The organism is Microcoleus sp. N9_A2, from assembly GCF_036701775.1.
Lineage (GTDB): Bacteria > Cyanobacteriota > Cyanobacteriia > Cyanobacteriales > Microcoleaceae > Microcoleus.
Genome location: NZ_JAUBRH010000005.1, coordinates 150609 through 176114, shown reverse-complemented (window position 1 = coordinate 176114; position 25506 = coordinate 150609). Strand labels below are relative to the sequence as shown.

Annotated in this window: 26 protein-coding genes; 13 read left to right on the top strand and 13 right to left on the bottom strand. The window is 46.2% G+C overall.

The window, feature by feature from the left end; genetic code table 11:
• Positions 1 to 63: 63 nt before the first annotated feature.
• The 3 genes from QUA44_RS04890 to malQ all read left to right on the top strand — a co-directional run bounded on the left by QUA44_RS04890 (position 64) and on the right by malQ (position 3126).
• Positions 64 to 822 carry a MinD/ParA family protein gene (locus QUA44_RS04890; RefSeq protein ID WP_333081123.1) on the top strand — a complete coding sequence of 253 codons (759 nt, stop codon included), beginning with the start codon at positions 64 to 66 and terminating at the stop codon, positions 820 to 822.
• Positions 823 to 1028: 206 nt separating this feature from the next.
• Complete coding sequence (locus QUA44_RS04885; RefSeq protein WP_333248606.1) at positions 1029 to 1154, top strand: photosystem II protein Y; 126 nt, start codon at positions 1029 to 1031, stop codon at positions 1152 to 1154.
• 463 nt (positions 1155 to 1617) lie between these two features.
• Positions 1618 to 3126, top strand: a complete 1509-nt coding sequence (gene malQ, locus QUA44_RS04880; protein ID WP_333248609.1) for a 4-alpha-glucanotransferase — start codon at positions 1618 to 1620, stop codon at positions 3124 to 3126.
• A gap of 433 nt (positions 3127 to 3559) precedes the next feature.
• Here the strand turns inward: malQ and QUA44_RS04875 are convergent, their stop codons facing one another.
• The 3 genes from QUA44_RS04875 to QUA44_RS04865 all read right to left on the bottom strand — a co-directional run bounded on the left by QUA44_RS04875 (position 3560) and on the right by QUA44_RS04865 (position 5715).
• Entirely contained in the window at positions 3560 to 4441 is an 882-nt protein-coding gene (locus QUA44_RS04875; RefSeq protein ID WP_333248612.1) for a RodZ domain-containing protein, read from the bottom strand.
• Positions 4438 to 5232, bottom strand: coding sequence for a pseudouridine synthase (locus QUA44_RS04870; protein WP_333248920.1), 795 nt, complete (start codon positions 5230 to 5232; stop codon positions 4438 to 4440). The genes QUA44_RS04875 and QUA44_RS04870 overlap by 4 nt, the downstream gene beginning before the upstream one ends.
• A gap of 186 nt (positions 5233 to 5418) precedes the next feature.
• Positions 5419 to 5715, bottom strand: coding sequence for a hypothetical protein (locus QUA44_RS04865; protein ID WP_333248614.1), 297 nt, complete (start codon positions 5713 to 5715; stop codon positions 5419 to 5421).
• A 135-nt stretch (positions 5716 to 5850) separates the two neighbouring features.
• Between QUA44_RS04865 and QUA44_RS04860 the strand changes: the two genes are divergently transcribed.
• Positions 5851 to 6642: a DUF2993 domain-containing protein gene (locus QUA44_RS04860; protein WP_333248616.1), complete on the top strand. Its 792-nt coding sequence runs from the start codon at positions 5851 to 5853 to the stop codon at positions 6640 to 6642.
• A 205-nt stretch (positions 6643 to 6847) separates the two neighbouring features.
• Here the strand turns inward: QUA44_RS04860 and QUA44_RS04855 are convergent, their stop codons facing one another.
• The 3 genes from QUA44_RS04855 to QUA44_RS04845 form a co-directional block, all read right to left on the bottom strand.
• Positions 6848 to 7765 (bottom strand): phosphatidate cytidylyltransferase, encoded by a 918-nt coding sequence (locus tag QUA44_RS04855; protein WP_333248618.1) that lies wholly within the window; start codon positions 7763 to 7765, stop codon positions 6848 to 6850.
• A gap of 334 nt (positions 7766 to 8099) precedes the next feature.
• Positions 8100 to 8693 carry a precorrin-6Y C5,15-methyltransferase subunit CbiT gene (gene cbiT / locus QUA44_RS04850; protein ID WP_333248620.1) on the bottom strand — a complete coding sequence of 198 codons (594 nt, stop codon included), beginning with the start codon at positions 8691 to 8693 and terminating at the stop codon, positions 8100 to 8102.
• A 99-nt stretch (positions 8694 to 8792) separates the two neighbouring features.
• Positions 8793 to 10364 carry an aminotransferase class I/II-fold pyridoxal phosphate-dependent enzyme gene (locus QUA44_RS04845; RefSeq protein ID WP_333248622.1) on the bottom strand — a complete coding sequence of 524 codons (1572 nt, stop codon included), beginning with the start codon at positions 10362 to 10364 and terminating at the stop codon, positions 8793 to 8795.
• A gap of 358 nt (positions 10365 to 10722) precedes the next feature.
• Here QUA44_RS04845 and QUA44_RS04840 point away from each other — a divergent pair, with 358 nt between their 5' ends.
• On the top strand, positions 10723 to 10971 hold the full coding sequence (locus tag QUA44_RS04840; protein WP_333248625.1) for a gamma-aminobutyric acid A receptor, epsilon-like protein: 249 nt from the start codon (positions 10723 to 10725) through the stop codon (positions 10969 to 10971).
• Between the two features lie 140 nt (positions 10972 to 11111).
• On the opposite strand, the gene QUA44_RS04835 is transcribed toward QUA44_RS04840, so the two are convergent.
• Positions 11112 to 11474: a hypothetical protein gene (locus tag QUA44_RS04835; protein ID WP_333248626.1), complete on the bottom strand. Its 363-nt coding sequence runs from the start codon at positions 11472 to 11474 to the stop codon at positions 11112 to 11114.
• Between the two features lie 121 nt (positions 11475 to 11595).
• Here QUA44_RS04835 and ychF point away from each other — a divergent pair, with 121 nt between their 5' ends.
• Both ychF and QUA44_RS04825 read left to right on the top strand, forming a co-directional pair.
• Positions 11596 to 12687: a redox-regulated ATPase YchF gene (ychF, locus tag QUA44_RS04830; protein WP_333248629.1), complete on the top strand. Its 1092-nt coding sequence runs from the start codon at positions 11596 to 11598 to the stop codon at positions 12685 to 12687.
• A gap of 27 nt (positions 12688 to 12714) precedes the next feature.
• Positions 12715 to 13080, top strand: a complete 366-nt coding sequence (locus QUA44_RS04825) for a phage holin family protein (RefSeq protein WP_333248922.1) — start codon at positions 12715 to 12717, stop codon at positions 13078 to 13080.
• A 150-nt stretch (positions 13081 to 13230) separates the two neighbouring features.
• On the opposite strand, the gene QUA44_RS04820 is transcribed toward QUA44_RS04825, so the two are convergent.
• The 3 genes from QUA44_RS04820 to QUA44_RS04810 form a co-directional block, all read right to left on the bottom strand.
• Positions 13231 to 13665 (bottom strand): NUDIX hydrolase, encoded by a 435-nt coding sequence (locus QUA44_RS04820; protein ID WP_333248632.1) that lies wholly within the window; start codon positions 13663 to 13665, stop codon positions 13231 to 13233.
• 314 nt (positions 13666 to 13979) lie between these two features.
• On the bottom strand, positions 13980 to 14432 hold the full coding sequence (locus QUA44_RS04815) for a DUF3531 family protein (RefSeq protein WP_333248634.1): 453 nt from the start codon (positions 14430 to 14432) through the stop codon (positions 13980 to 13982).
• Between the two features lie 15 nt (positions 14433 to 14447).
• Positions 14448 to 15470, bottom strand: coding sequence for a Sll0314/Alr1548 family TPR repeat-containing protein (locus tag QUA44_RS04810; RefSeq protein WP_333248637.1), 1023 nt, complete (start codon positions 15468 to 15470; stop codon positions 14448 to 14450).
• A gap of 394 nt (positions 15471 to 15864) precedes the next feature.
• On the opposite strand from QUA44_RS04810, the gene QUA44_RS04805 reads away from it, so the two are divergent.
• Both QUA44_RS04805 and rsmG read left to right on the top strand, forming a co-directional pair.
• Positions 15865 to 16536 (top strand): energy-coupling factor ABC transporter ATP-binding protein, encoded by a 672-nt coding sequence (locus tag QUA44_RS04805; RefSeq protein ID WP_333248640.1) that lies wholly within the window; start codon positions 15865 to 15867, stop codon positions 16534 to 16536.
• A 239-nt stretch (positions 16537 to 16775) separates the two neighbouring features.
• Positions 16776 to 17495, top strand: a complete 720-nt coding sequence (gene rsmG, locus QUA44_RS04800; protein ID WP_333248642.1) for a 16S rRNA (guanine(527)-N(7))-methyltransferase RsmG — start codon at positions 16776 to 16778, stop codon at positions 17493 to 17495.
• 114 nt (positions 17496 to 17609) lie between these two features.
• Here rsmG and QUA44_RS04795 read toward each other — a convergent pair whose 3' ends face one another.
• Positions 17610 to 18362, bottom strand: a complete 753-nt coding sequence (locus QUA44_RS04795) for a Fe-Mn family superoxide dismutase (protein WP_333248644.1) — start codon at positions 18360 to 18362, stop codon at positions 17610 to 17612.
• A 213-nt stretch (positions 18363 to 18575) separates the two neighbouring features.
• The gene (locus tag QUA44_RS04790; RefSeq protein WP_333248646.1) at positions 18576 to 19757 is read right to left on the bottom strand and encodes an aldo/keto reductase; all 1182 of its coding nucleotides are present in this window, start codon (positions 19755 to 19757) and stop codon (positions 18576 to 18578) included.
• On the opposite strand from QUA44_RS04790, the gene QUA44_RS04785 reads away from it, so the two are divergent.
• Positions 19720 to 19848 carry a hypothetical protein gene (locus QUA44_RS04785; RefSeq protein WP_333309531.1) on the top strand — a complete coding sequence of 43 codons (129 nt, stop codon included), beginning with the start codon at positions 19720 to 19722 and terminating at the stop codon, positions 19846 to 19848. The genes QUA44_RS04790 and QUA44_RS04785 overlap by 38 nt on opposite strands.
• 128 nt (positions 19849 to 19976) lie before the next feature.
• On the opposite strand, the gene rpiA is transcribed toward QUA44_RS04785, so the two are convergent.
• Entirely contained in the window at positions 19977 to 20693 is a 717-nt protein-coding gene (gene rpiA / locus QUA44_RS04780; RefSeq protein WP_333248648.1) for a ribose-5-phosphate isomerase RpiA, read from the bottom strand.
• A 214-nt stretch (positions 20694 to 20907) separates the two neighbouring features.
• Here rpiA and QUA44_RS04775 point away from each other — a divergent pair, with 214 nt between their 5' ends.
• From QUA44_RS04775 to QUA44_RS04765, 3 genes are all read left to right on the top strand, one after another.
• Positions 20908 to 21255 carry a hypothetical protein gene (locus tag QUA44_RS04775; RefSeq protein ID WP_333248655.1) on the top strand — a complete coding sequence of 116 codons (348 nt, stop codon included), beginning with the start codon at positions 20908 to 20910 and terminating at the stop codon, positions 21253 to 21255.
• A 362-nt stretch (positions 21256 to 21617) separates the two neighbouring features.
• Positions 21618 to 22040, top strand: a complete 423-nt coding sequence (locus QUA44_RS04770; protein ID WP_333248658.1) for a hypothetical protein — start codon at positions 21618 to 21620, stop codon at positions 22038 to 22040.
• A 45-nt stretch (positions 22041 to 22085) separates the two neighbouring features.
• On the top strand, positions 22086 to 25352 hold the full coding sequence (locus QUA44_RS04765) for a tetratricopeptide repeat protein (RefSeq protein WP_333248661.1): 3267 nt from the start codon (positions 22086 to 22088) through the stop codon (positions 25350 to 25352).
• The last annotated feature ends 154 nt before the right edge of the window (positions 25353 to 25506 follow it).

Sequence of the window (25506 nt, the reverse complement as noted above, 5' to 3'; positions counted from 1 at the left end):
TCGACTGCATCGAGAATTGCATCATAATTAATTCTCGCCGTTTCTTACGCTCATACGCAGATCATGTCCAAAATCATCTCTGTCCACTCTTACCGGGGCGGAACTGGCAAATCGAACACGACAGCAAACCTGGCATCTATTATCGCTCGCAGCGGAAATCGGGTCGCCATTGTGGACACAGACATTCAATCGCCCGGGATTCACGTGCTGTTCGGTTTCAGCGAGAGCAACATGGATCGCTGCCTGAACGATTACCTGTGGGGCCGGTGTCCGATCGCGGATACGGCCTACAATGTGAGTTCGCTGCTGCCAAAATTAGCCAGTAACGGCAGCCTCTACCTGATTCCTTCGAGCATTAAAGCAGGGGAGATAGCGCGAGTTTTGCGGGAAGGCTACGATGTGGGACTGCTTACCGACGGCTTTCAAGAACTGATCGAGGTTTTGAACTTAGACTACCTATTTATAGACACGCACCCGGGGCTCAACGAAGAAACCCTCCTCAGCATCACCATTTCCGACATCCTGCTGCTGATTCTGCGTCCGGATCAGCAAGATTTTCAGGGAACGGCTGTCACGGTAGATGTGGCCCGCAAATTAGAAGTTCCCAAGATTTTGATGACGATTAATAAAGCCCCAGAATCGCTGGATTTCGAGGATTTGAAGCAGCAAGTAGAGAGTATTTACAAAATCCCAGTGGCAGGGGTACTGCCCCACAGCGACAAGATGATGCTGCTCGCCAGCAAGGGGGTGTTTGCGCTGCACTTCCCTAACGACCCTCTAACTAAGGTGGTGGAAGGGATTGCCAAACAGATTGTGGGATAATTGGTACAGCGAAGACCGATCGCCCACCCAGGAGTTTCGCTTTCGCTCTCAATTCTTGGGGAGCGATGTCCTCCTGCGTATCCGGCTGCCAGTGGCAGAGGAACTTTCTCAGCGACAATATTTGGTTAAAGAGTCAGGAGAATGGCGACAAAATGAGATACAAATAGATTATGAGAATTTGTTAAAAAACTTTAGGAGGAGAACTCATGGATTTTGACTTCCGCATACTAATAGTATTGATGCCCGTATTGTTGGCTGGCGGCTGGGCTGCTTACAACGTCGGCACTATAGCTCTCAAACAAGTGCAGAAAATGTTGAACAAGCAAGCTTAAACTCAGCCTCTTTTCAGGTAATTCCGCAGCCGACTGTTTTTTGTGATACAAAACAGTCGGCTGATTTGTGCATTGGCTCTGCTTAAGTGATGGCTGATTTTTGGCGGGCAATTTACGACTGCAGAGAGATGGAGCGAAAACAAAAGAAAAGTTAGATTTAAAAATTAAGCAGAAACCGGGTGCGATCAAGCAAAATACTTTATTGCAGCAAACGAGCCTGGGTAAAAAAACCTAGCTGTGAAAGCAGGGCGATCGTGTAAGTTCGGATTTTGATGTTTTGAACTCTACTCATAACTTCTGAGTAGAGTTCCATAAAAATATTGGGTAAGCACGTTATCGCAGAAAATATGAGACAATCACAAAAGTATTTGCCCTAACAATCGCCCTAAAAACTGCGAAGTTTAACGGGTAGGGAAGATAGGTCAAATTGTCAATGTTTAAATCCTATATCTTTAGATAGATTATGCTTTTTCCCCGATCGAGCGGCATTCTACTCCACCCCACATCCTTTCCCAGTCGATTTGGCATGGGAGACATGGGAATAGAAGCATATCGCTTTATTGACTTTTTAGTAGAGAGCGACCAGCAATACTGGCAGGTATTGCCGCTGGGGCCGACAGGATACGGCAATTCTCCTTATTCGTGCTATTCAGCAATGGCGGGAAATCCGCTGCTGATCAACCCAGAACTGCTGCGGGACGACCAATTGCTCGCCGATGAAGACTTCGCTAATTTACCAGAATTTCCGCTCGATTATGTAGACTTCGAGCGGGCGATCGCCCTGAAAGTGCCTTTGCTCAAAAAAGCTTGCGAAAACTTCAAAGCCAAAGCATCCCCCATCCAGCAAAAAGAATTCTCAGCTTTTTGCGAAAGCAAAGAGAGTTGGCTGGAAGATTACGCCTTATTTATGGCACTAAAAGACAACTTTGGCGGTGTTAGCTGGAACAATTGGGAACCAGAAATTGCCCGTCGAGAACCAGAGTCGCTAGAGAAGTGGCGCCAGCAGCTAAATGCTGAGATTTATTACTACAAATACGTCCAGTTTGAGTTTTTTCGCCAGTGGACGGAGTTGAAACGCTATGCCAATCTGCGGGACATTAAAATTATTGGCGACATTCCGATTTATGTAGCTCACGACAGCGCGGATGTATGGTCTCATCGAGAAATATTCTGCTTGGATGAAGCCACCGGAGAAGCAGCTTTAATGGCGGGAGTTCCCCCGGATTACTTCAGCAATACAGGTCAATTGTGGGGCAACCCGGTATACAATTGGGAGAAGTTGCAAGCAACTAATTTTGAGTGGTGGGTGGAGCGTTTTGAAGCGATTTTCGCTTATGTAGACGTGACTCGGATCGACCACTTTCGAGGATTTGAGGCTTACTGGGCGGTGAAACGCGGGCAAGAAACTGCGATGTACGGAGAGTGGATTAAAGCGCCGGGAACAGCTTTGTTGGATGTAATTAACGAGAAGTTTGGTAACTTGCCGATTATCGCTGAGGATTTAGGGGTGATTACTCCAGAAGTGGAAGCTTTGCGCGATCGATACGAGTTTCCGGGAATGAAGATTTTGCAGTTTGCTTTCGGTGCTGGCCCTGGCGATCCTTTTTTGCCTTTCAACTACGATCGCAACTGCGTAGTTTACACCGGAACCCACGACAATGACACGACTGTGGGCTGGTTCAATCAACTGCAAAACTACGAAAGAGATGAGGTTTTGCGTTATTTGGGCTGCATCGATCCCCAAGGAATTCACTGGTCTTTAATCCGCATGGGTTGGATTTCTATTGCTAATTTGGCAATTGTGCCGTATCAAGACTTGTTGGGTTTGGATACCGACGCGCGGATGAATTTTCCGGGGAAAGCAGAGGGAAATTGGGGCTGGCGGTATCGGCCTGAAGCTTTGAATTGGGAGGTGCGCGATCGGCTCAAAAGCATGACTTACATCTCCGGCCGCGCTCCTAATAAACATTGAGCGTCGGTAAGGGGTAGTTGGTAGTTGGTAATTGGTAATTGTTAATGGGTAATATCAAATCTGTTAGCATCGGAATTATTCCTATCTCTCTACTCTTGATCTGCGTTAATCCGCGTCAATCCCTTGTCATCTGCGGTTCGAAAAATTATCTTTGTTTGACCGCAGATGAGGGCAGATGCAACACAGATTAACGCAGATGAATTCTCTCAATTTCGGTTGCACCATCCATCGGGAATTGTTGACCCTTCGGCTTCGCTCAGGGCATCGCTGTTGACTGGATTTGACTATTCCGATGCAACCGGAATTTATTTAATGGGTAATTGTTAATGGGTAATTGGTAATTGGTAGTGAGTGAATCAAGACGGACATTCTAATTAAAAGCTGGGGACTGCCCGCTCTTAGCTATTACCCATTAACAATTACCCATTAACACTCAACCTTGATTCTTGGGCGGTGCTGAAGGCTTGAGTTCGTTTGCTTTAAAAACAACTTCTTTGGCGACTCCCGGATCTCCGAGTTGTTCGGCTTGTCCGTTATTAACAGCAACCATTACGCCGCCGGCGTTACCTGCTACCAATACCAATTGCTTTTGAGCCCCCCAGGTGCGAACAGTCCCGGTCGGCAAAGTTCCCTCAAACTCTGTTTTACCATCGACTTCAACCTGCATCCAGGATTCTGCTTTAAAAGTGACGCTAATCATCACTGGTTTATTGCCAGATTTATTTAAATTTTGACCGGTTCTTGCTGCTTCCACAGTGGCGTAAGTATCCGGTTTATGAGTTTTTGAGGCGCTAGATGCCTCAGCAGCTAAACGGGCTTGTTCTTTCTGCCCAAGCGCTAGTTCTTCGGCTCCCGCACCGTTTTTTGCGGTCACAGAACCGCTCATCAACTGAGATAAGACATTGACCGAACAGATAATTAGAAATGTGTAAAAGAGGTAGAGGTGCATCGGCCGCAACTGAGGCCCATCTTGCCAGGATAGCTTGGTTCTCGATCGGGGCGGCGGTTCGATCGGGAAAAACTCGGCAAACTGAGTTCCGTCCAAACCCATTGCTTCAGCGTAGCGCTTGATCAAACCCTGAGTGTAGACGGGTTCGGGAAGTTGGTCTAGTTGACCGTCCTCGATGGCTTGTAGCAGATTCCGCCGAATCATTGTTACCAGGGCTACTTTGTCCAAACAAATCGACTGCTGTTCGCGGTACTGACGGAGTTGAGTTCCAATTTCGGCTAGCTTCTTCTGAGCTGTTTCTGGCTCTTGGGAGTGCCGTTTCTGCTTAGTGGTTTTGAAGAATAAAAACAATAAATTCTTTGTCATATGCTGTGCTCCTGGGAATTTACTGGCACGCTTATTGATGTTAGGTTGACTAGATTCCATAAATAAATAATTTCCGCATCTTCTAGGGGTCGGCAGCAGCCTGGTGGCAATATTGGCGAACCGGGCCGCTGCAATTGAATCGGGCCAATGGCTGTGCGGTGCAGGCGCACCACGGGATATCCCAACAGCTCGGCTGTTCGCCGAATCTGTCGGTTTCTGCCTTCTGATAGAATGACTTCTAACAGAGTTTCGTCTCGCGCGCGATCGATAACTTTAACTTTCGCGGGCAAAGTTTTTCTGCCGGACAAGATGAGGCCCTGACGCCACGTTTGTAGTATGGGTTCCGGGGGATCGCCCCGTACCCAAACCTGATAAGTTTTGGCGATCGAGTGACGCGGATGGGTTAAACAAAATGTCAGCTTACCATCATTGGTGAGCAAGAGGGCGCCGGTGGAATCTGCATCTAAGCGTCCTACGGGGTGGATGCCTTGACCGGAGCGCAGTTGTGGTGGCAGCAAGTCGAGAACTTTCGATCGGGATCTTGGATCGCTGCAAGTAGAAACTACGCCTGCCGGTTTGTTGAGCAACAGATAGACCTTTGCGGGTCGATCCGTTGGTTTCACCGGGATTCCATCCACTTGGATGAGATCGCGATCAGGATTCGCTTTTTCTCCTAAGCGAACAATATTGCCATTAACTCGGACTCGTCCAGCTACAATCATCTGTTCTGCAAGACGGCGAGAGGCAATGCCCCACTGGGCGAGGATTTTTTGCAGCCTTTCATCAGACATGACGGGAGTGTGGAAATCCCCAACGAGCCAGCGGTGGGGGAGGAAACACGACACGGTTAATTGATTAACCGTACTAGCAATGCTCAATTCCTGGTTGGGAATAAATTATAATGCTGACCAATTATTACAGGACGCCCGGCCTGGCACAGATTTTCCTTGTGCCCGGTGCAGATTGTCCTGATGGCATTACCCTGAATGCTGTGCAAAAACTACGACGAAAAGACTCGTGGCAGGCACAGGTTTGCACCGTTGGTTTGCGGCTGGTTTGAAAGGTGTGGGTCTGACCCGACCATAAACCAACACTACCATAAATCCCGTACTGCTGGTTAAATTTATACGCTCGATCGCGAATTTTTCATGGGGATCGCACAACTCGTGAACTACCCAAGATCCCAAGGGGGGAAAGGTGAGAATTTTTCTGCTTCTGGCGTTGCTGATGCCAGATTTCTGCTTGATTTTTGAGTTAATCGGACTTGTTTTCATCAACCCGGTTTCTAAGGAAAATCAGAGGTTGACAGCCGTATATCTGTGCAGAAACCGGGTTTTTGAGGCCGGATGTGCAAGTTCTAGTTAAATTTCTGTGCTTGAATATTAAGGGTTTTTATTCTGAAATTGTTTATGACTGTCGATCGAAACTCTCTTCAATTTGACAATAGAGATGGGGCTGGTGGCTCTGGTGGGACTGTTAATCTCGGCGAGGAGCCGGGGAGACCTTCGCCGAATCCAGGCAGCCGGATCGCGAGCGCGGTGCTGTCTCCGGCGGTGCAGTTGTGGCTGCGATCGCAAGTTCAGCAGGTGGACGAGTTGAAGGTGAAAATTGAGGGGAGCGATCGACAAATCTTCAGCGGTGCGATCCCCAAAGTCACGGCAGCAGCTCGCGGTGCTGTGTATAAAGGACTACACCTAACTGAAGTTGCCATAGAGGGCTGTGGCATTCGCATCAACCTCGGTCAAGCTCTCAAAGGCCAACCCCTGCGCCTCCTGGAATCCGTTCCCGTGGCAGGGGTTTTGAGGCTTAGCCAAGCGGATTTGAATGCGTCGCTGAAAGCGCCTTTACTTGGCTTAGCTTTGAGCGAATTTTTGCGGACGATGCTGCCACTAACAGATAGGGAAAAGTCGCTGAAGTTGCAAAATTCGCAGATCGCAATTGAGGCGGGTTTTTTGACGCTTTCGGCTGCAATTTTGCACGCTGGCGGTAGGCAAATTCCTTTTGTATTGCGGACTGGTTTGCGGATAGCCAGCGGTCGCGAATTGATGTTTGAATCACCAGAAATTGAAATGGATGGAGAATTAAAGAGCAGTGATTTCAATGGTTTTAAAATTGATTTTGGGCCGGAAGTTGAGATAGAAGAGTTGATTTTGAGTCCGGGGGAGATTGTTTGTCGGGGGGGAATTAGAGTTTTGCCTTAGTTAGTTGACTGTTGACTGTTGACAGTTGACTGTTGACTGTTGACTGTTGATTGTTGACTGTTGACTGTTGATTGTTGACTGTTGACTGTTGACTGTTGATTGTTGATTGTTGGCTTTAACCTGGTTCTTTGGTAGCTCCTGGGAATAAATAGCCAATGCCCAATGCCCAATGCCCAATGCCCAATGCCCAATGCCCAATGCCCAATTACCGATTAATTAAAAAAGAGTCGATCGCGGGCAACAGTAAAGTGACAAAATAGTAGACTAGGGGCGCGGTAAAAACATAACTGTCGGTGCGATCGAGAATGCCGCCGTGACCGGGGATCAACTGCCCCGAATCCTTAACGCCGGCGTCTCGCTTCATCATCGACTCAGTTAAATCTCCCAACAAGCTAGCAACCCCAATCAACAGACCAAAAGCAGCCCCAGTATACGGCCACCCCGGCCAGTGCAAATACCAAGACCCAGCCGCTGCCACGGCGATGCTGCCGCAAACTCCAAATACGGCACCTTCAACGGTTTTTTTGGGGCTGATGTGGGACAGGCTAGTGCGACCGAAGAATTTGCCGACAAAATAAGCCCCAATGTCAGCGGCCCAGATGCAGAAGAAAGCCAGCAGCAGCGAAGTCAATCCTAAAGATATATGGCTGGAATTTGTCCAAGACAGGGACGGGTAAATGTTAACCGGCAAATTGCTTGCTACTGCTTGCGAAAGTTGGGTTGTAGCAAGATTGGCTGGGTCGAGGCCGACTCGCAGCCGTACCCAATAGCTGGGCAAATAACCGCCGTAGAACAATCCTAAAACTGAGGAGGCAATATCGGCGATCGTCGATAATTTAGGTTGGAATAACAGGTAGAAACAAATTAAGGTTCCCGCTAAGGGGAACATGGCATCTACGAGTTCCGGTGCTAGGGCGGCAGTAATTAATAGCCCTTGACTGACGGCTAAGGTAGTTTTGGCAGCGGGTGCAATGCCTTTAGCCCTGGCTAATTGAAAATATTCCAATTGACCTAGGTAGACGATGACTCCAAAGCCGAGGGTGAAGTACCATCCCCCCATAATAATCATTCCCAAAGCAAGGGCGATCGCAACTATTCCACTGAGGATACGAGACCAAGGCATAAATGAATTTCTCTTGCAGACGGCGGCGGGTCATTCGATTTTAGATTTTAGATTTTGGATTTTGGATTTTAGATTTTGGATTTTTCTAGAACACGAGTTGATCCCTTGCACAAATAACCCTTATCCCCCATCCGTTATCCAATATCTCAAGTCAGGCGGTCAATCCAGCTATGGTGGCCCCTATTCTTAAGTATGAAGGTTAAGTGAACTTAAAAAAGATTAAGAATTACATTTAGGAATGGGCATAGGGCATAGGGCATGGGGCATTGGGTATGTATTCCCAGGCTCTGCCGAGGAACCAGGTTAAAGTTAACTGTCAACTGTCAACTAACTTCTAATCCAGCTTTTCGCCGCTGAGAATAAATATGGGATTGACGGCGGCAAAGGTTTGACTCAGGCCGCGAGTCTCCAAGCGGTTGACGGCGGACTGGACTACTTCGATGTTGCGGACTTGCAACTCGGCGAACCCTTCGGAAAGGGCGTAAAGATTCTCTAAATTCGAGGCTGTGGCGACAACTCTACCGTGGGGTTGCAAGTACCGCCAAACTTCTTGGAGAATGGCTTTGATGGGGCGACCTCCTTCGATGCAGACTCGGTGGGGGGGTTGAGGCAGGTTTTCCAGGCATTCCGGGGCACTGCCTTCTATGACTTCTACGTTGTTGAGCTCGAATCGATCGCAATTTCTGCGAATCAAGCTTGCTACTTCTTCGTCCCTTTCGACGGCAATAATCCGACCTTTGGGACACAGCAAACCTGTTTCTACGGCGATCGTACCAGTACCTGCACCGATGTCCCACACGACTGAATCTGCTTTCAGCCGCAGGTGGGAGATTAACAGCAGTCGGACTTCTCGCTTACTCATGGGAATTCCCGGTAAACGTTCAAATAAGTCATCGGGAATGCCTGGAGTGACGTAGGGCCAAAGCATAGTTCTATTTTTGATTTTTGATTTTTGATTGAAGCAAGACCGAAGTTGGAACTCGCGGAAGAAGTAGAAATTCTCCCTATTTCCCCCAAGCCTTAATATTTACTGTCGCACAACCTTGAGAGTTTGGAGGCCGGGATCGCTACAACCTGTAATTTTTCCGCCGGCGACCAGGATTTGTTGCAGGTAGTCAACGGCTGCTGGGGTAATAATTTCACCGGGCATCAGGACTGGTATTCCTGGGGGGTAGGGACAGATGAGTTCGGCGCACAGGCGATCGACTGCTTTGTCTGCGGATACTGTTTCCGCCGGGAAAAAGAAAGCCTCGCGGGGGGAGACGAGAGGGGGAGAGGGGGAGAGTGGGAGAGTGGGAGATTGGGCAAATCTTCCATCGGACATCTTCCTTCTTCTCTCGGACTTCTTCTTTCGGACTTCTTCCTTCTTCCTGACATCCGTTACATCCGTTACATCCGTTACAGAATCCGTTGCCGAACTTCCTTCTTCCTTCTTCCTTCTTCCTTCTAAAAGAGTACAAGCTTTAACTAAATTGTCAATATCTGATTCTGTATTTCCCAAGCTGATAATAAATGTTAAATGTCGGGGCATGGGAAGTTCTGCGGTGACGGCGAGTTGAGAGTGCAGAATTTCATCGGCGGCAAATCCTGTGATTCCTAAATCTGATACTTTTACTGTTAGCCTGGTGCGGTCTAATGCTGCACAACCCGGAGTATTTAATGGTTCTAAAACAGATAAGCCGGGAATTTGACTAATGCGCGATCGCGCTTTTTCGGCTAGCTGTAAAGTTTGCGCCATTAACTCTTTGCCGTGGAGTGCGATTTGTTGGCGGGCTGCGTCTAGGGATGCTAATAGTATGTAACTCGGACTGGTAGATTGTACTAACTGCAATGCTCTATTTAATTTTTGGATATCTATGCGATCGCCCTTGAGGTGCAGCATCGATGCTTGTGTCATTGCACCGAGGGTTTTGTGGATTGATTGTACTGTTAAATCGGCACCGGCTGATAGTGCTGGTTCTGGCAAGTTTGGATGAAAGTTAAAGTGCGCGCCGTGGGCTTCGTCTACTAATAATGGTATGTTGTATTGATGGGTAATTTGGGCGATCGCCCGCAAATCCCCGCAGACGCCGTGATAGGTTGGGTAAACCATCATTACTGCTTTCGCGTCGGGATGTTGTTCTAATGCTGCGGCTGTGGCTTCTGGGGTGATGCTGTTGGCAATATCCCAATCCTGGTTGTACTCTGGATTGACAAAAATTGGAATTGCACCCGATAAAATTAAACCTGAAATCGCCGAGGAGTGGATATTTCGAGGCAAGATAATTTTCTCTCCAGGGCCGCAAGTTGCTAAGATGGCGGCGATTATTCCGCAAGTCGAACCGTTAGCCAAAAACCGAGTTGATTGGGCTCCAAAAGCTTCGGCGGCTAAGTCTTGAGCTTCGGCAATTGCACCTTCTGGGTTAAAGAGATTATCTAATTCCGGCAATTCCGGCAAATCCGATCGAAATACTGTCGCACCGAATAAGTCAATTAGGGGTTGAGAGATTCCTTGTCCGCGTTTATGTCCGGGGGCGTAAAATGGGGCGTGCGGATGATTTGTGCGATCGCGCAAGGCATCTAATAGAGGCGTTTGTTGTTGAGAGTTTGCTGGTGACACGCTTAATCCTGATTGCTGTATTTGATATCTAAGTAGAGCGATATGAAAAAACCATAATATCTTGTAGGGACGGGTTGAGCTAGTACCTTTACTTTCAGGCAGTTTCTTGCTGTACTCACGCGATCTACCCATCTAATGTTTATTTGTAACCACCTACTTAGTTTAATGCCAAAGGCATAAATTTCTGCAGCCGTAATAATTAATTATAGCTATTTAGATAGATGTGTTCACTGCACTCTTGAGTTTAAAATTATGATATAAAACAATACCACAACTCAGTTATTTTTGTTGAAAAATATAGCTAGAAGTGGCGACCAAATGTTTTTGGAATATCTCTATTAGCGAGCAAAACACTAACATGATTTTTCCCAACCCTACTCCATTTCCCGGCCCGCAGATTCCCAGTACCGAACCGGGGCTGCCGACTATACCCGCATCGCCACCAGTGCCGGGCCCCGTTCCCGAACCGATTCCCGGCCTTGTACCGGAACCGGTACCTGCGCCAATTCCGCAGCCAATTCCCGAACCGGTGCCAGAAACTGTACCCTCTCCGATTCCTCAGACAGTGCCGAGTCCAATTCCTCAGACAATCCCTGAACCTGTTTAAATGATGTTTTAGTCGATCGCGAAATTTAAGATTGTTTGTAAGGTCGATCGCAAAAACCGGTTTCTCCAAAGTCCCCAATATTTTTGTGGAATATCAGACTTGAAAAAACTCGGTTTTTGCCTAAATTATCGATTAACTACTTACTGATTACTGAAGTTGATCGACGGCGCTGTACAAAAGTTAATACCACGCAAATCAGACTGTGTGCCGTCAGAGTATGTGGCCCTGACATCAAAAACACAGCCCTCCGAGATATCACCCTCGAAGTCAGCTGAATCCCATTCAAAAGTGAAAGTGCCCCGATCGGGAAGCGGATCGTCTAACTTGTTTTCTCCCCAATCATCCTCGGAAGTACCCGACTGGAGGACTGTCATCGTCTTGCCGCTGTTGTTAAGCACCGAAATTTTGTTCCTCTCAGCGAAAACGCTAGGTGCTGTCAGTGCTAACAGGGGCAGCGACAGCACCGCAGCGATCGTCACTTTGCTCAACCATCGGTTAACCATTGAGCCATCTACCTTAAGTTGTATATTTATTTAAGCTTAGCAGTGGAAGTTAGAAAGCACAAGTCAGATATATTGCTATTGCTTATGATATTTTGAAACAGTGATATGTTTCTAAATAGCTATGCTTACTGCCGGAATTGTCGGACTGCCTAATGTTGGCAAATCTACTTTGTTTAATGCTCTGGTTGCTAATGCCAAGGCGACTGCTGCTAATTTTCCTTTCTGTACGATCGAGCCAAATACGGGTATCGTGGCAGTGCCAGACGAACGGTTGAAGGTGCTGAGCAATATTTCCAATTCCGTGCAAACTGTGCCAACGCGGATGGAGTTTGTGGATATTGCGGGTTTGGTGAAGGGGGCGAGTCAGGGGGAAGGATTGGGAAATCAGTTTTTGTCTCACATCCGGGCTGTGGATGCGATCGTCCACGTTGTCCGCTGTTTTGAGAATGATGATATCATTCACGTTGCCGGTTCTGTCGATCCGATCCGAGATATTGACATTATCAATCTCGAATTAATTCTAGCAGATTTAGCTCAAATTGAACGCAGGCTCGATCGCACTCGCAAGCTCGCCCGCAACAATAAGGAAGCTCAGGCAGAAGTGGACGTACTCGAAAAATTGGTCGCTGTTTTGAATGCGGGGAAACCAGCACGGCAGTACAATTTCACAGATGAAGAAGCTGAATTAGTTAAAGGTTTGGAATTACTGACCAACAAACCAATTATCTATGCTGCTAACGTATCTGATGACGATTTAGCAACAGGAAATAGCTATGTCGAACAAGTGCGGGAAGTAGCAGAAGCAGAAAATGCTAAGGTTGTCATAGTTTCGGCGCAAGTTGAGTCAGAATTGGTGGAGTTATCCGAGGAAGAACGAACGGATTTCCTAGAATCTCTGGGAGTAAAAGAAGGTGGCTTGAAATCTCTGATTCGAGCTACTTACGAATTATTGGGTTTGCGGACTTATTTTACTAGCGGGCCGAAAGAAACTCGCGCTTGGACAATTATCGCGGGAATGTTAGCACCGCAAGCTGCGGGGGTGATTCACTCGGATTTTGAACGGGGTTTCATCCGGGCCGAAACTGTAGCTTATGAAGATTTGGTTGCTACGGGCGCGCTGAATGCAGCTAAGGAAAAAGGCTTAGTTCGCAGTGAAGGAAAAGAGTATGTTGTACAAGAGGGGGATGTGCTGTTGTTCCGATTTAATGTTTAGCTTTTTTAAGGAGATTGGCACATGACTATCGACATCTTTTCGCTGGTAATTGCTTGGCTGGTTACTTCTGTGAGCTTTTTTATCATTTCCAAGTTGCCCATCGGGGTGGACATTGACACTTTTGGAAAAGCGATGATTTCGGCTGCAGTTTTTGGATTGCTGAATGCTTTTCTGCGGCCGCTTTTTGTTGGAAATGTTGGACCATTTGCGTTGCCAACTTATAGCTTGTTTGCGATTGTTATCAACGCTGCTATGTTTGGATTGGCGGCTTGGCTAGTAGATGGGTTTCGCTTGCGGTGGGGAATTTGGAGTGCTTTGCTGGGGGCGATCGCCCTCGGTTTTATCAACTCTTTGCTCTCTGAGCTGTTGCGGACTCTGCCTAGTGTAAGGTAGCTCCGGGTAATGCGGGGGCGGAAGGAAGGGGCGGGTTTATTCATCCTGTTAGTTATCGCAAATCTTTCAGGTGAAACACGCCCCTAGGGCAAATATTTTAGATTTAATTCCCCCATCTCAGGTATTTGTTTTTTGGCATTGGTTGAGTTATTAGCTTTCGCAGTAGTCGATAAATTGTTCGGGAACTAGGCGCAATTCGCCCGATCGAAAGCGATCGATCGGCATCCAAAATGCAGTATGTTCCCCATCTCCGTCTGCAAAATCCAGACTCTCCAATTCATAAAATTTGGAATCGACAAAATCGCACTGGTATAGTTGTATTAATTCGTGTCCAGCCTGACCATTAAAAATAAAAAAATTTTCCAAACAAGCCAAATATTTGATATTTGTTAACTCGGCTTGAATTTCTTCTTGAAACTCTCTTTGCAAAGCGTCGCGGCTGTGTTCTCCGAATTCTACGGCGCCGCCCAGAACTCGGTAAAATGTGTCTTGTTTGACCGTATCTTCGCATTCTGACACGAAAATGCGATCGCCCGATCGAATTAATCCTAAAACAATTACGCGAATATTAGGTAATTTTTGCATAATTAGTCATTAGCCATCAGTTAGTCTATTTAGATTTTAGATTTTGGATTGAGGATTGAGGAGTGAATTAAATCATTTAAATAAGCTTGTGGGATGGGCGTCTCGCCCGTCTATAAGGGACGGGCGAGACGCCCATCCCACAAGAAAAATCACGCATTGCAGTTTATTTAATTCTCCTTCCTTACTTGCAGCATTGAATCTGGGAGGATGAACCTTAGTCTAGGGCTTATGGAAATTTAATTATTTTAGGGTGCGGGTTCCGTACCTTACTATTGCAAGTCGCGAGGGCGGGCACGGGGACACCGCCCCTACGGTTAATTATCAGCAACAAACGCCTCTCGACTGCGACTATTTTCAATGGGCCAGTTTTTATTTTCCCCGCCAATAATCAGTTTTTCAATCGTTACGAATTCTTTGCTGAGTTGCTGGAAAACATTAATCAAAACATCGAGGCCAATTGCATCGCTAGTCCCCAAATCAAACCAACAGCGAGCCCAAGAACCTTGATACTCCATTTCTCCCATATTGTGCATTAAAGCCATCATGCTTTGGTCGGCTAGATTAACATCGTAATTCATCTGACTGATATCTAAGCCTTCGTCTTGAACTTGCAAATTTTCCGCATTAAATCCTCCCAGTTTTCCCAAGAAAAACCAAGAGTCAAACACTTCTTCAACATACTGTTTTTCACCGTTTGAAGGCACGTTGCTAAACTTCAGCCAAATCCAGAGGTCAAAGGGGTTAAACTCGCGAAACTGTACTTTCATGGTTTTTTGGTGTTTTTATAGTGGTGGTAAGGCTGTCGGCCCCCAGACTCCATCTGCATCTCTAATTTTATCGCGCATCGGGTCGCAGGCGCGAGATTGGCTGTCGAGACGGTTGCGGGTTCTGCACTGCTGAAAGAAGATTTCGGCTACTAAACTGCGCGGCAGTTGGTCGGGTTTTGCTAAGGCTGCGTCGAAGTTTTTTCGGGCTTCCTCAAGTAAGGTTTTGTTGCCGTCTTTCCCCTGGGATTGGGAAAACAAGATTTGTGCTTTTAGATATAGAACTTCGGGATTATTTGGCGTTTCTGCTAGGGATTTGTTCGCAAATTCTAAAGCGCGATCGTACTTTTTCAAGTCTCGATAGCCTACTGCCATGCCGCGATAAGCTAAGTAGCGGGGAGAGGCTTTTTGTTCCAGTCTTTGAATGGCTTCGTTGGGGTTGGAAAAGGGCAGGTTTGTGGCTAGAATTAAGTCCATGTAGCCTTTAATCAGGTTAAGTTCGGGGTCGTTGGGCGCTATTTTATCGGCGGCCTCTAGGTATTGAAATACTACTCGCAATTTACTCAAAGCTTGGGGCGCGCCTTTGGCTGTTCCTTCTTTGGCTATAATGTGCGATCCTTCTAGAAAGTGACCTGCTGCTGTGTAGATGTTGCCACGCAGTGGGTTGGTTTTGCTTAATTCTTCGGCGACTTCGCGGGTTTTTTGTGCGTAGGAATTCATCGAGTTGAAGTCCTGCTCGATGTATGAGAGGGAAGCTGCCATTGCATAGACTAGCGGCTCGTTTGGTTCGGCTGATAGTGCTTGTTGAATTTGAGTTTTTGCTTGTTTGTAGTTTCCTTGCTGAAACATTGTTTTGAAAGCGGTTTCGGTGTTGGGGCCGATCGCCTGCGGGTTGCTGCTGCGAAAGGGATCGCCCGCTACTGCTGAGTTAATGCAGATGCTGAGGGCGATCGCTCCTGCACAGGCGATGATCATCGCCCGCACTGTCTGTTTAGAACCTAACATTTGCTTGCCCAGCGATGCTAAAGGGGTTTTCGTCATCGTCAATTCTCTCAATGTAATATACTGTAAACTAGAAACAAGAGAGTTAAATTTTCAGACTTTCGGGCCGCGACCAAAAAAAGAGTGAAATTTGCTTGATTTTTTGTGGTTGTTGAGGTATATTTTAATAATGGGAGTGTGACTTGTAATATATATTAAAGGACAGATTTCGATTATTAATAATATACCATGAAATAACAGAAAAATCAAACGCCAATCCTGAAAAAGAAGGAAACTTTTGTAAAGATTTATGTAAAATAATTGTGTGCGATCGGCACGAGCCAAAAACCACCTTAACTATCAATAGGACAACCAGGAGTTCCCTCATCCAACAATAACTATTTTTCTGACTGCCAACTGCCAACTGCCAACTGCCAACTAACAACTGCCATTAATGCTTTATCTAAAAAACTTAGTATATCATCCTACCGCCTGTCCGAATCCTATTCTGAAAAATATTAACTTAGAACTGCCCTCGCAGCAAATGGGGCTGATTGTGGGTCGCAGCGGTTCAGGCAAAAGTACGCTATTAGAAATATTAGCAGGTTTAGCGGAAAAAACTAGCGGCGACATCCGTTGGCGGGAACAAGAATTAACACCGGAACACTTGCAACAATTAGGAGGTTTAGTGTTTCAGTTTCCAGAAAGGCATTTTTGCGGAGGCACAATTTTAGAAGAATTGCGGTTGGGTCATCCTGAATTGGGACAAGAACAAATTAACTCAGCAATGGCAGAAGTGGGACTAGGACATTTGCCGCTGCGCGCTTCCCCCCACGCTTTGAGCGGCGGACAACAGCGCAGGGTAGCGCTGGCGGTGCAGCTAATTCGGCAGCCGCATTTGCTACTATTGGATGAACCGACGGCGGGTTTGGATTGGTCGATGCGGCGGCAGTTGGTAAGCTTGTTGAGCAAGTTGAAAAATCACTGGACTTTGTTGATTGTTACTCACGATGCTAGCGATTTGCTGAGCGTTGCCGATCGATTTTGGACTTTAGATCACGGTGATTTGCAGGAGGTCGATCGGGCTAAATTAGAAGCTAAGGAAACGAGTTGTGTGAGTCAGTAGTCAGTTGGCAGTTGGCAGTTGGCAGTTGTTAGTAGCCAGTTGGCAGTAGTCAGTAGTCAGTAGTCAGTAGTAATTTTAGCCTGAGCGAAGTCGAAGGCTAGTCAGTAGTCATTAGCATTTTGTAGGGGCGGGTTTAGCTAAGGATATCTGATACAAATGACTAAAAAAAGGCAAAACCCGCCCTCTCAGTCATTAGTCAGTAGTCATTAGTCAATAGTTCTTTCAATAGTTATTAGAAAATGAACCAGACGGAAATTATGATGTTGCCGGAAATGAATGAATTGTGGCAACAAACGCTGAATTGGCAGCCAGATGAGTCGCAGCAGCAACAGTTTCAGCGGCTTTACGAGTTGATTGTTGAGGGAAATCGTTCCTTGAATTTAACTCGAATTACTGAGCCTGTTGAGTTTTGGGAAAAACATTTGTGGGATTCTCTACGGGGAATTGCGAGACTGTTGCCACCTCATCACAATTTGGCAGAAAATGCCGATTTGCCCGCTGAATCGGTGTTGAAAGCGATTGATATTGGGACTGGTGGCGGTTTTCCGGGTTTGCCGATCGCGATCGTCCTACCGCATTTATCTGTCACTCTCCTGGATTCAACCCGCAAAAAAATTACTTTCTTGGAAACAGTTTTGCCGTATTTAGGGATAGAAAATGCTGTGACTTTGTTGGGTAGATCTGATGAAATTGCCCGACAGCCGCATCACAAACAAGCTTACGATCTAGCACTTCTGAGAGCAGTTGGAGCCGCTCCTCTCTGCGCTAAATGCGCGCTGCCCCTGCTGAAAAATGGCGGTTTGGCTGTACTTTACCGAGGAAATTGGACGGTGGAGGAAGAGACGGAGTTGCAAAGGGCGATCGAGCATTTGGGCGGCACAGTTGAGTCAGTCGAAGCATTCACAACGCCGACGAGTCAGGGGGCGCGGCACTGCGTTTACTTGCGGAAAGTTGAATAAATTTGTAGTTATGAGATTGGGATTTTTAAACCGCAGATATTAGCAGATAAACACAGATAAACGCAGATAAAATTCCACCTGCGTTTATCTGCGTTTATCTGCGGTTTAAAAAAATCATATCGCCTTTTCGTAGCGCTTGTTAACTTCCGTCCAATTAACCACGTTCCACCAAGCTTTTAAGTAGTCGGCGCGGAGGTTTTGATACTTGAGATAATAAGCGTGTTCCCAAACATCATTGCCCATAATTGGATAGTTGCCATCTATAAAAGGAGTGTCTTGATTTGCCGTAGTTGCAATCTCTAGTTTGCCTGCTTTGTTGCGAACCAGCCAAACCCAACCGCTGCCAAAACGCTTAGTTCCAGCCTCATTAAATTTGGCTTGAAAATCGCTAACACTGCCGAAATCTTGCTTGATTGCTGTTGCAATTGCCCCTGTGGGTTCGCCGCCGCCGTTGGGACCCATGATTTCCCAAAACATACTGTGATTTAGGTGTCCGCCGCCATTGTTACGCACGGTTGTGCGAATATCTTCTGGCACTTTGCTCAAATCTCGTAGCATATTTTCCGCAGTGATATTTTTGAGTTGCGGGTATTTACTGACAGCATCGTTGAGGTTTTTAACGTAGGCGGCGTGATGTTTGTCGTGGTGAAATTGCATGGTCCGCGCGTCGATGTGCGGTTCTAAAGCGTTGTATTCGTAAGGCAGAGGCGGCAGTGTAAAAGGGCCGGGAGTTTGGGCTGTTTTTGGACTTTCTGCAATGGGACTTGCTTGCGATACATTATTTCCTGACGCTTGGCAAGCACCTGCGGTAATAGCTCCGACGGTAGCAGTCACCAAATACAAGAAATCTCGGCGTTTGAGAGTCATAAAAAGTACCTAAGTGAATTATTAACTGTTTTATCTCAGATTAAAGCAAAATGGGAGTGAGTTGAGAAAAAAAGTGGTATCGCCCGAATGGATGAGACGGATGGGCGATGGTTGTGAGAGTTTCTCAAGTATAGGCTAATTGTGTGCGCGTAACTAACTCACGTGCTCCGGTTCACTAATCCGGTTTCTGTCTCGAAACCGGGTTTTTTTTGATTATTCTTGGGACAAGCGCTGGATGGCTTCGCCTCCAAAAAGCCGATCGGCTGCTTGAAGAATACCGGGAATTTTAGCAGCGTGGGGACTGTGGGCGAGAGGGCGGCGCAAGTCTAATTCATTGAGGCGATCTGCTTTTTTGCCGGGAAACCAGTGGCTGGCGTTACCCAAGAGGTTGTAGCGCATCTTGCAATAGTCGATCGTATCGTAAGCCTGCGCCAAATTCCACAGCCACAAAATCACACGAATGTTAACCTCTCCGGGAGTATTTTCGATAGTTGGTAAACCGACATCCCAAGTCTTAAACCAATCTTCTCCTAATTTATCAATCGCTGCCTTTTCCAACCTTGCTAATATCGGCGGCAACAATTCATCGGGTCTATCTAACAATTCTACAGCTTTCAGATGCTCGTTAAAATCTTCAGGTTTGGCAGCACCCAAACTCAAAGTATGTACTTGCGGGTGCGACAAACAAAACAAATCATTAAACACCATCGGACTCAGGGGATAGCACAAATCAACCAATTTTTGCGATGGGTTGTAGAGTTGACCGCCTTTGTCGGAAGGGCTGATAATAAAAACGCCCATGTCGTGACGTTTTGCTGCTTCAATTGCGGGCAAATTAATTTGATTGATGTAGTACCAGTGCAAATTAATATAATCAAATTGATTTGTCTCAATGGTTTTGACAATCACATCCGTCGGCCCGTGAGTTGCAAAACCAATAAACCGAACTTTGCCTTCTGCTTGCAATTGTTTAGCAACATCCATGCAGCCGCCGGGACGCATGGAGTCATCTAGCAATTCCCACGTATTAATGCCGTGTAGGGAAAATAAATCGACGTATTCTAATTGCAAATAAGCTAAGGATTTATTAAATTCTTCGCGAAAATCCTGGGAGTTGGCTTGGGGATTTACTTTAGTTTGAACTATCAATTTTTCGCGGGGAAACTGCGGCAAAATTAAGCCCAACTGCATCTCGGAAGTGCCGTAACCGCGAGCAGTTTCTATGTGATTGATGCCGCATTCGATAGAATAACGAATTGTGGCTTCTACATTTTGTTGATTCTCTGGTGGAATCTCATTTACTGGCACGTCTTGCCATTTGTGGTGATATCTCATACCGCCACAGGAAAAGACGGGCATGGATAATTCTGTGCGGCCGAATCTGCGATATTGCATTATCAAAAAGAAGGAAGAAGGAAGAAGGAAGAAGGAAGCGGGAAGAGGGAAGAAAAGAAATTTAACGTCGGAACTTACGCACCAAGCTTAAGAAACTGGGTTTCATGGACGACAATATTTCGTTGCAGTCCGTAGATTCGGGCAAAAACTCAGTTTCTGACTATCAGTGCGTAAGTCCTATTAACTCTAGGTACGAGCAGCGCCCGGGCTAACTATTTCCTATTTAGAAATTTCGCGCACTACGGGTTTACCGTCTTTGATTTCGCCGACTAAAACCAAATCTGTACAGTTAACAAACAAGCCATTTTCTAACACGCCGGGAATATTATTCAAACTTTTTTCTAATTCCGCAGGATTGTCAAGGTTATCAAATTGAACGTCTATTACCATGTTACCTTGGTCGGTAATTACTGGGCCGGCTTTTTTGATTCCCATGCGGAGTTCTGGTTTGCCTCCCAATTTTTCGATGGCGCGAGTAACGGGGGTGATTGCCATCGGTATTACTTCGATGGGTACGCGAAAAGTCGAACCCAATTTATCTACCATTTTGGAACTGTCAACTACTACAATAAACTGAGTTGCGAGGTAATCTACAACTTTTTCGCGGGTGTGGGCTGCGCCACCACCTTTAATTAAGTTGAGGTGGGGGTCTACTTCATCAGCGCCGTCAATAGCAACATCAATTCTGTCAATTTCATCTAGTGTTGTCAGCGGTACTCCGTACTGTTTGGCTAACACTTCTGATTGAAAAGATGTCGGCACTCCCTTGATATCTTTGAGTTGACCTAATTTTATGCGATCGCCCAACGCTTGAATAGTATAAGCTGTAGTTGACCCCGTGCCGAGTCCGACAATCATACCAGATTGTACGCGATCGGCTGCTGCAAAGCCGACTTGCTGTTTCATCAATTTTACGGGGTCTTGTTCTGTGGTCATGTTCGGTACTCCTCAATAGCTTTAAGATTATATCATTTATTATGGATTTATTTAACCGCAGAGAACGCAGAGAACGCAGAGAGGAAGAAGCAGAAGAGACGGCACTCGCAAATTGTGTCAAGTGGGAAATTCTCTCTTTCTTCTCTGCGCCCTCTGCGCCCTCTGTGGTTAAATAAAAAAAATCTAGTTCACAAATCGGCGGATAATTGCCATAATGAAAATCGGTTTTCTGGATACCTACACTTGGGATTACAATATTGAAACTCCTTACCGCGAACCTTTGGGCGGCACTCAGTCGGCTATTTGTTACTTGGCTGAGGCGTTGGCTGCACAGGGAAAGGAGGTATTTTTACTTAACAATACTTCCGAGTCTGGGATGTCGCCCGGCGTTGATTGCAGGCGGCGCGTGGGTGACAAATCTCATTTAGAATTGCTGCGATCGCTCGATTTTTTAGTTATAGTCAATATAGTCGGCAAAGCGCTGGAAATTAAGCCGCTTCTGGGGCATCACACTAAGTTAATTTTGTGGATTAACGAACCGGGCTTTGTATTTCTCCAATAGTCCAATAATCAGCGAGAAATCAATGTTTGCGATGCCTTTGTATTTGTCAGCGACTGACAGCGCGAGCAATTTCATCGGCGCTTTGGGATTGACTCCAATCGCAGTTGTGTTTTAATAAATGCGATCGCACCTTGTTTTGCTAACATTTTCGCCGATAATATTTGTATCCTCTCTCATAAATCTCAACCACCCATTCTAGCTTACACCAGCACTCCATTTCGCGGGCTCGATATTTTGTTAAAAGTCTTTCCCGAAATTCCTCAAGCTGTCCCCGTAACCAGATTAAAAGTATTTTCAAGCATGAAAGTACACTAAATAGACGACAATGATAACAAGCTTTTTTTCGGTCAACTTTACCGCCAGTGTCAGGAAACAGAAGGCGTGGAGTACGTCGGTTCCGTACCGCACCCGAACTCGTCGGGCAACTGCGTTCAGTCGCGGTTTTAGCTTACCCGAATACCTATTTGGAAACCTCATCTATTGCCGTGATGGAGGCAATGGCCAGTGGTTGCCGGATTGTAACGAGTGAATGGGCAGCTTTGCCGGAAACAACTGCTGGATTTGCCCGTCTAGTTTCAGTGTCAGGGGGGGAAATTTTTGCATCGATAACTAATTGGAAGCGGGCGGGTAAACCAGATTGGGAGGGATATACAAGGCGGTTTTTAGAGGCGATAGTCGGAGTTTTAAATGAGGGCACGGGTGCGGGCAGCGCAACTGCTGAAAATCATCTGAGACAGCAGGTAGAATATATAAATCGAGGGTGTACTTGGTCTGTGCGATCCTGATAGTGGGTAGAATGGTTGAATATTATTAGTGTAAAACCTGTAAGAGTGGCAGAGCAAATGATCGGGAATTCTTTAGTAGGTTTAGAGGCAGTGAGAGATTATTTTCAAAAGGGAAATTGGCTGAAAGATCGAGGTGATCTCGGTGGCGCAATCGAGAACTATCAGAAAGCTTTAGAGTTTAATCCAGGAGATGCCGAAGTTCATAAAAAGTTGGCGGAAGTTTATGTTTTGCAAGGAGAATTTGAAAAGGCGATCGCCTCTTGCAATGTCGCTCTTAAATTTCAACCCAATTTTGCTCCTGCTTACTTAACAATGGGCAATGCCCTGCACAGTCAAGAAAAGCTGGAAATGGCAATTCAAGCTTACTTGCAAGCTTTAGAAATTCAGCCAGAATTTGCTGAAGCCAGCGCGAATCTCGGCAGTATGTATTACAAGTTAGGGCAATTGGAACAGGCGGCCAATTATTACCAAAAAGCTCTTGCCCTTAATCCTCAATTGTCTTCGGTTAATATGATGCTGGGCAGCGTTTTACAGCAGCAAGGAAAGTTAGATGCAGCAATTGCTTGCTATCAAAAAGTGCTGCAACTGCAACCGGGAGATGCCAGCGCTGCTGAGAAAATATCGAGTTTAATCGCACAAAAAGAGCGGCAGATTACCGACAGCAACTTTATCGAATTAGAAACAGAATCAGGGGAATCTCAACCAGTATCTGTCAACAAAGATGAAGGCTACGGCTTGCAGCCTTCGAGCATCAATTTGCCGCCAGCACCAACCACTGAGACTTTAAATACTCCATTTACAAATCCCGCCGAAGTTTCCGAACAAGTTACCGCGCTCAATGTTCCAGATAGCGGACAAGTTGCCAATTTTCAAGAAGTAGAACCCTACAAGAAACTGGCAGAAAACTTTTTAGTTCAAGGTAAAATTAAAGAGGCGATCGCAGCGTGTCAGCAAGCGATAAAAATCCGACCAGATTTCATTCACGCTTACGTCACTTTAGGCAATGCCTTGCAAGCTGAAGGCAAAATTGAAGCTGCCATTCGTTCATATTCTCAAGCCCTAGAATTGCAGCCAAATTTTGCGGAAGTGCGGGCCAATATCGGCAGTATGTATTTCAAAATGGGGCGTTTGGAAGAAGCGATTACTCATTACCAGGAAGCCATTGCCCTCCGCCCCGATTTAGCGGGAGCTCACTGGAATTTAGGGAAAGTATATCAGCAACACGGCAACATTGAAGCTGCGATCGCCTGTTTTAAAAGAACATCCGAACTCAACCCGCAGTTAGTCGGTGCAGACTTCCACTTTAACTTAGGTAATCGACTTTTCAGCCAAGGAAAGCGCGAGGAAGCCATCGAAAGCTACGAAAAAGCGATCGCCATTAAACCAGATTGGGCAGAAGCTTACGGTAACATCGGCAGCGCGCGATCGCAACAAGGCAATCTCGACGCCGCCATCGCTTACTATCAGAAAGCTGTAGCTTTAAAGCCGCAATTAGAAGTTTTGCACTTCAATATAGCCAATTCTTTTTTGCAGCAAAACAAGTACGACGAAGCAATTACTAATTACCGCAATACTCTGAAAATCAAGCCCGACTGGCCGGAAGTTCACGCTAACCTCGGCAGTTGTTTTTCCATGCAGGGGCGGCTAGAAGAAGCTTTAGTCAGCTATCAGCAAGCCCTGGCATTAAAACCGAATTGGGCAGAGGTTTACTGCCGGATGGGACACATTCAGAAACAAGATAAGCCGTTGGAGGCGATCGCACATTTTGAAAAAGCGATCCAATGCAACTCCAAATATAGCGAAGCCTACCAACAATTGTGCGACTTGCTAAGCCATTCCACCAACCTTGCAGGAGCCCGCAACGTAGCCGACAAATACTGCGAAAACTGCGGCGAAAATGCTCCAGTCATGTCAGCTACAGCCTACGTCTTTTCCTACCTGCAATCAGGTGTCAGCAAACAGGCAATTCAAAAACTCGAAGAAATCGAAAAACTCTGCTACGAAAAGGTCGAAACCTTTAGCGTAATCGAGCTCAAACTGCTTTACGAAATTTTCCTGTTTGCAGTTTCTCACCTGCGAGACAACCGAGAAAAAAATGCCAGTTTCTACAGACTCATTGCCAAAGAATACTACCAAAAAGCCGTTCCGAAGCGCCCGGTGAACAGAATCAAAGCCACCAATAATCCGGGACAAAAACATTTAAAAATTGGCTTCCTTTCCAAACATTTCCGCCGCCACTCCGTAGGCTGGTGCAGCGAAGCTTTAATTCGCGAATTAAGCCGCATCACCCCCCACGTTCACCTTTACGTCACCGGGAAACTCCACCGAGATGAAGTTACGCAGCGGTTTGAAGACATGGCGGGCAAGTTTTACTGGCCTAAAAAATATCCAAATGGCTTTGCTGATGGCGGTGAAATCTTGGCCGAAGTAGTGCAAGACGATTTGGATGTTTTAATAGACTTAGACTCGATGACAGTCCCAACAAATGTCGAAGTGCTGTCTCAATATCCTGCGGGGATTTGCGTGTCTTGGCTAGGATTCGACGCCCCCTACATTTCAGATAATCACTACTTTCTCTGCGACGAACACACTCACCCCCCTGGTGTGGAAAAAAATTACTTAGAAAAGTTAGTTAGGTTGCCTAGTTGTTCCGTAGCAATTGGCGCACTGCAAAGCATTCCTGTCAATCGAGAGGCAATTAGAAATGCTCTCGGAATTGGCTTAGATCAGATGACTTATCTATGCGTTGCGCCCGGGAGAAAAACAAATCCTGAAATGGTACGAGCTCAAGTTAAAATCCTTAAGGAAGTACCAGATAGTTTGTTAATCCGCAAAGGTCAAGGCGATCCCGATATTATTCACAGCACTTACCGCGAAGAATGCGAAATTCAGGGAGTAGATTTTGGTCGGATTAAGTTTATAGGGCAAACCAGAAGTGAAGAAGAACACCGCGCTATTTATTATGTAGCCGACGTGCTTTTAGATTCCTATCCTTACAACGGCGGGACTCACAATTTAGAGGCTTTGTGGGCGAATTTGCCAGTGGTAACTCGATCCGGCGACCAATATCTTTCGCGCATGGGTTACGCTTTTCTGAAAAGTGCAAATCTTGATGTTGGTGCGGCTTGGACTTGGGAGGAATACACGCAGTGGGGAGTTAAGTTTGGCCGCGATGCTGGTTTCAGAAATGCGGTGAAAGAGCATTTAGTAAAATCTAAGCAGCCAGAACATCTCGCACCTTTGTGGAATCCTAAAAAGTTGGCTGAGGATATGTATGGGGTGTTTCAAAAACTTTTGTCAGTTGACTGTTGACTGTTGACTGTTATCAGTTGTCATTAGAAGGAAAAATTTCCGCATCTCTCAATCTTCCCATCTTTCTGTGAAGTCTTGTAACAATCTTCGTGGAAATGCGTAAAAATTCCGCGCCGAGTCTGATAGATAAATAGCTGATTCATAGTACCGCGAT

Coding starts and splice junctions, on each gene's coding strand:
- QUA44_RS04860 (WP_333248616.1), top strand. CDS start 5,851: ATGACTGTCGATCGAAACTCTCTTCAATTTGACAATAGAGATGGGGCT.
- QUA44_RS04890 (WP_333081123.1), top strand. CDS start 64: ATGTCCAAAATCATCTCTGTCCACTCTTACCGGGGCGGAACTGGCAAA.
- rsmG (WP_333248642.1), top strand. CDS start 16,776: ATGAACCAGACGGAAATTATGATGTTGCCGGAAATGAATGAATTGTGG.
- QUA44_RS04790 (WP_333248646.1), bottom strand. CDS start 19,757: ATGCAATATCGCAGATTCGGCCGCACAGAATTATCCATGCCCGTCTTT.
- QUA44_RS04865 (WP_333248614.1), bottom strand. CDS start 5,715: ATGAAAACAAGTCCGATTAACTCAAAAATCAAGCAGAAATCTGGCATC.
- rpiA (WP_333248648.1), bottom strand. CDS start 20,693: ATGACCACAGAACAAGACCCCGTAAAATTGATGAAACAGCAAGTCGGC.
- QUA44_RS04875 (WP_333248612.1), bottom strand. CDS start 4,441: ATGACAAAGAATTTATTGTTTTTATTCTTCAAAACCACTAAGCAGAAA.
- QUA44_RS04835 (WP_333248626.1), bottom strand. CDS start 11,474: ATGGTTAACCGATGGTTGAGCAAAGTGACGATCGCTGCGGTGCTGTCG.
- QUA44_RS04785 (WP_333309531.1), top strand. CDS start 19,720: ATGGATAATTCTGTGCGGCCGAATCTGCGATATTGCATTATCAAAAAG.
- QUA44_RS04855 (WP_333248618.1), bottom strand. CDS start 7,765: ATGCCTTGGTCTCGTATCCTCAGTGGAATAGTTGCGATCGCCCTTGCT.
- QUA44_RS04820 (WP_333248632.1), bottom strand. CDS start 13,665: ATGCAAAAATTACCTAATATTCGCGTAATTGTTTTAGGATTAATTCGA.
- QUA44_RS04795 (WP_333248644.1), bottom strand. CDS start 18,362: ATGACTCTCAAACGCCGAGATTTCTTGTATTTGGTGACTGCTACCGTC.
- cbiT (WP_333248620.1), bottom strand. CDS start 8,693: ATGCTTTGGCCCTACGTCACTCCAGGCATTCCCGATGACTTATTTGAA.
- QUA44_RS04840 (WP_333248625.1), top strand. CDS start 10,723: ATGATTTTTCCCAACCCTACTCCATTTCCCGGCCCGCAGATTCCCAGT.
- QUA44_RS04775 (WP_333248655.1), top strand. CDS start 20,908: ATGAAAATCGGTTTTCTGGATACCTACACTTGGGATTACAATATTGAA.
- QUA44_RS04885 (WP_333248606.1), top strand. CDS start 1,029: ATGGATTTTGACTTCCGCATACTAATAGTATTGATGCCCGTATTGTTG.
- QUA44_RS04870 (WP_333248920.1), bottom strand. CDS start 5,232: ATGTCTGATGAAAGGCTGCAAAAAATCCTCGCCCAGTGGGGCATTGCC.
- QUA44_RS04815 (WP_333248634.1), bottom strand. CDS start 14,432: ATGAAAGTACAGTTTCGCGAGTTTAACCCCTTTGACCTCTGGATTTGG.
- QUA44_RS04810 (WP_333248637.1), bottom strand. CDS start 15,470: ATGACGAAAACCCCTTTAGCATCGCTGGGCAAGCAAATGTTAGGTTCT.
- malQ (WP_333248609.1), top strand. CDS start 1,618: ATGCTTTTTCCCCGATCGAGCGGCATTCTACTCCACCCCACATCCTTT.
- ychF (WP_333248629.1), top strand. CDS start 11,596: ATGCTTACTGCCGGAATTGTCGGACTGCCTAATGTTGGCAAATCTACT.
- QUA44_RS04805 (WP_333248640.1), top strand. CDS start 15,865: ATGCTTTATCTAAAAAACTTAGTATATCATCCTACCGCCTGTCCGAAT.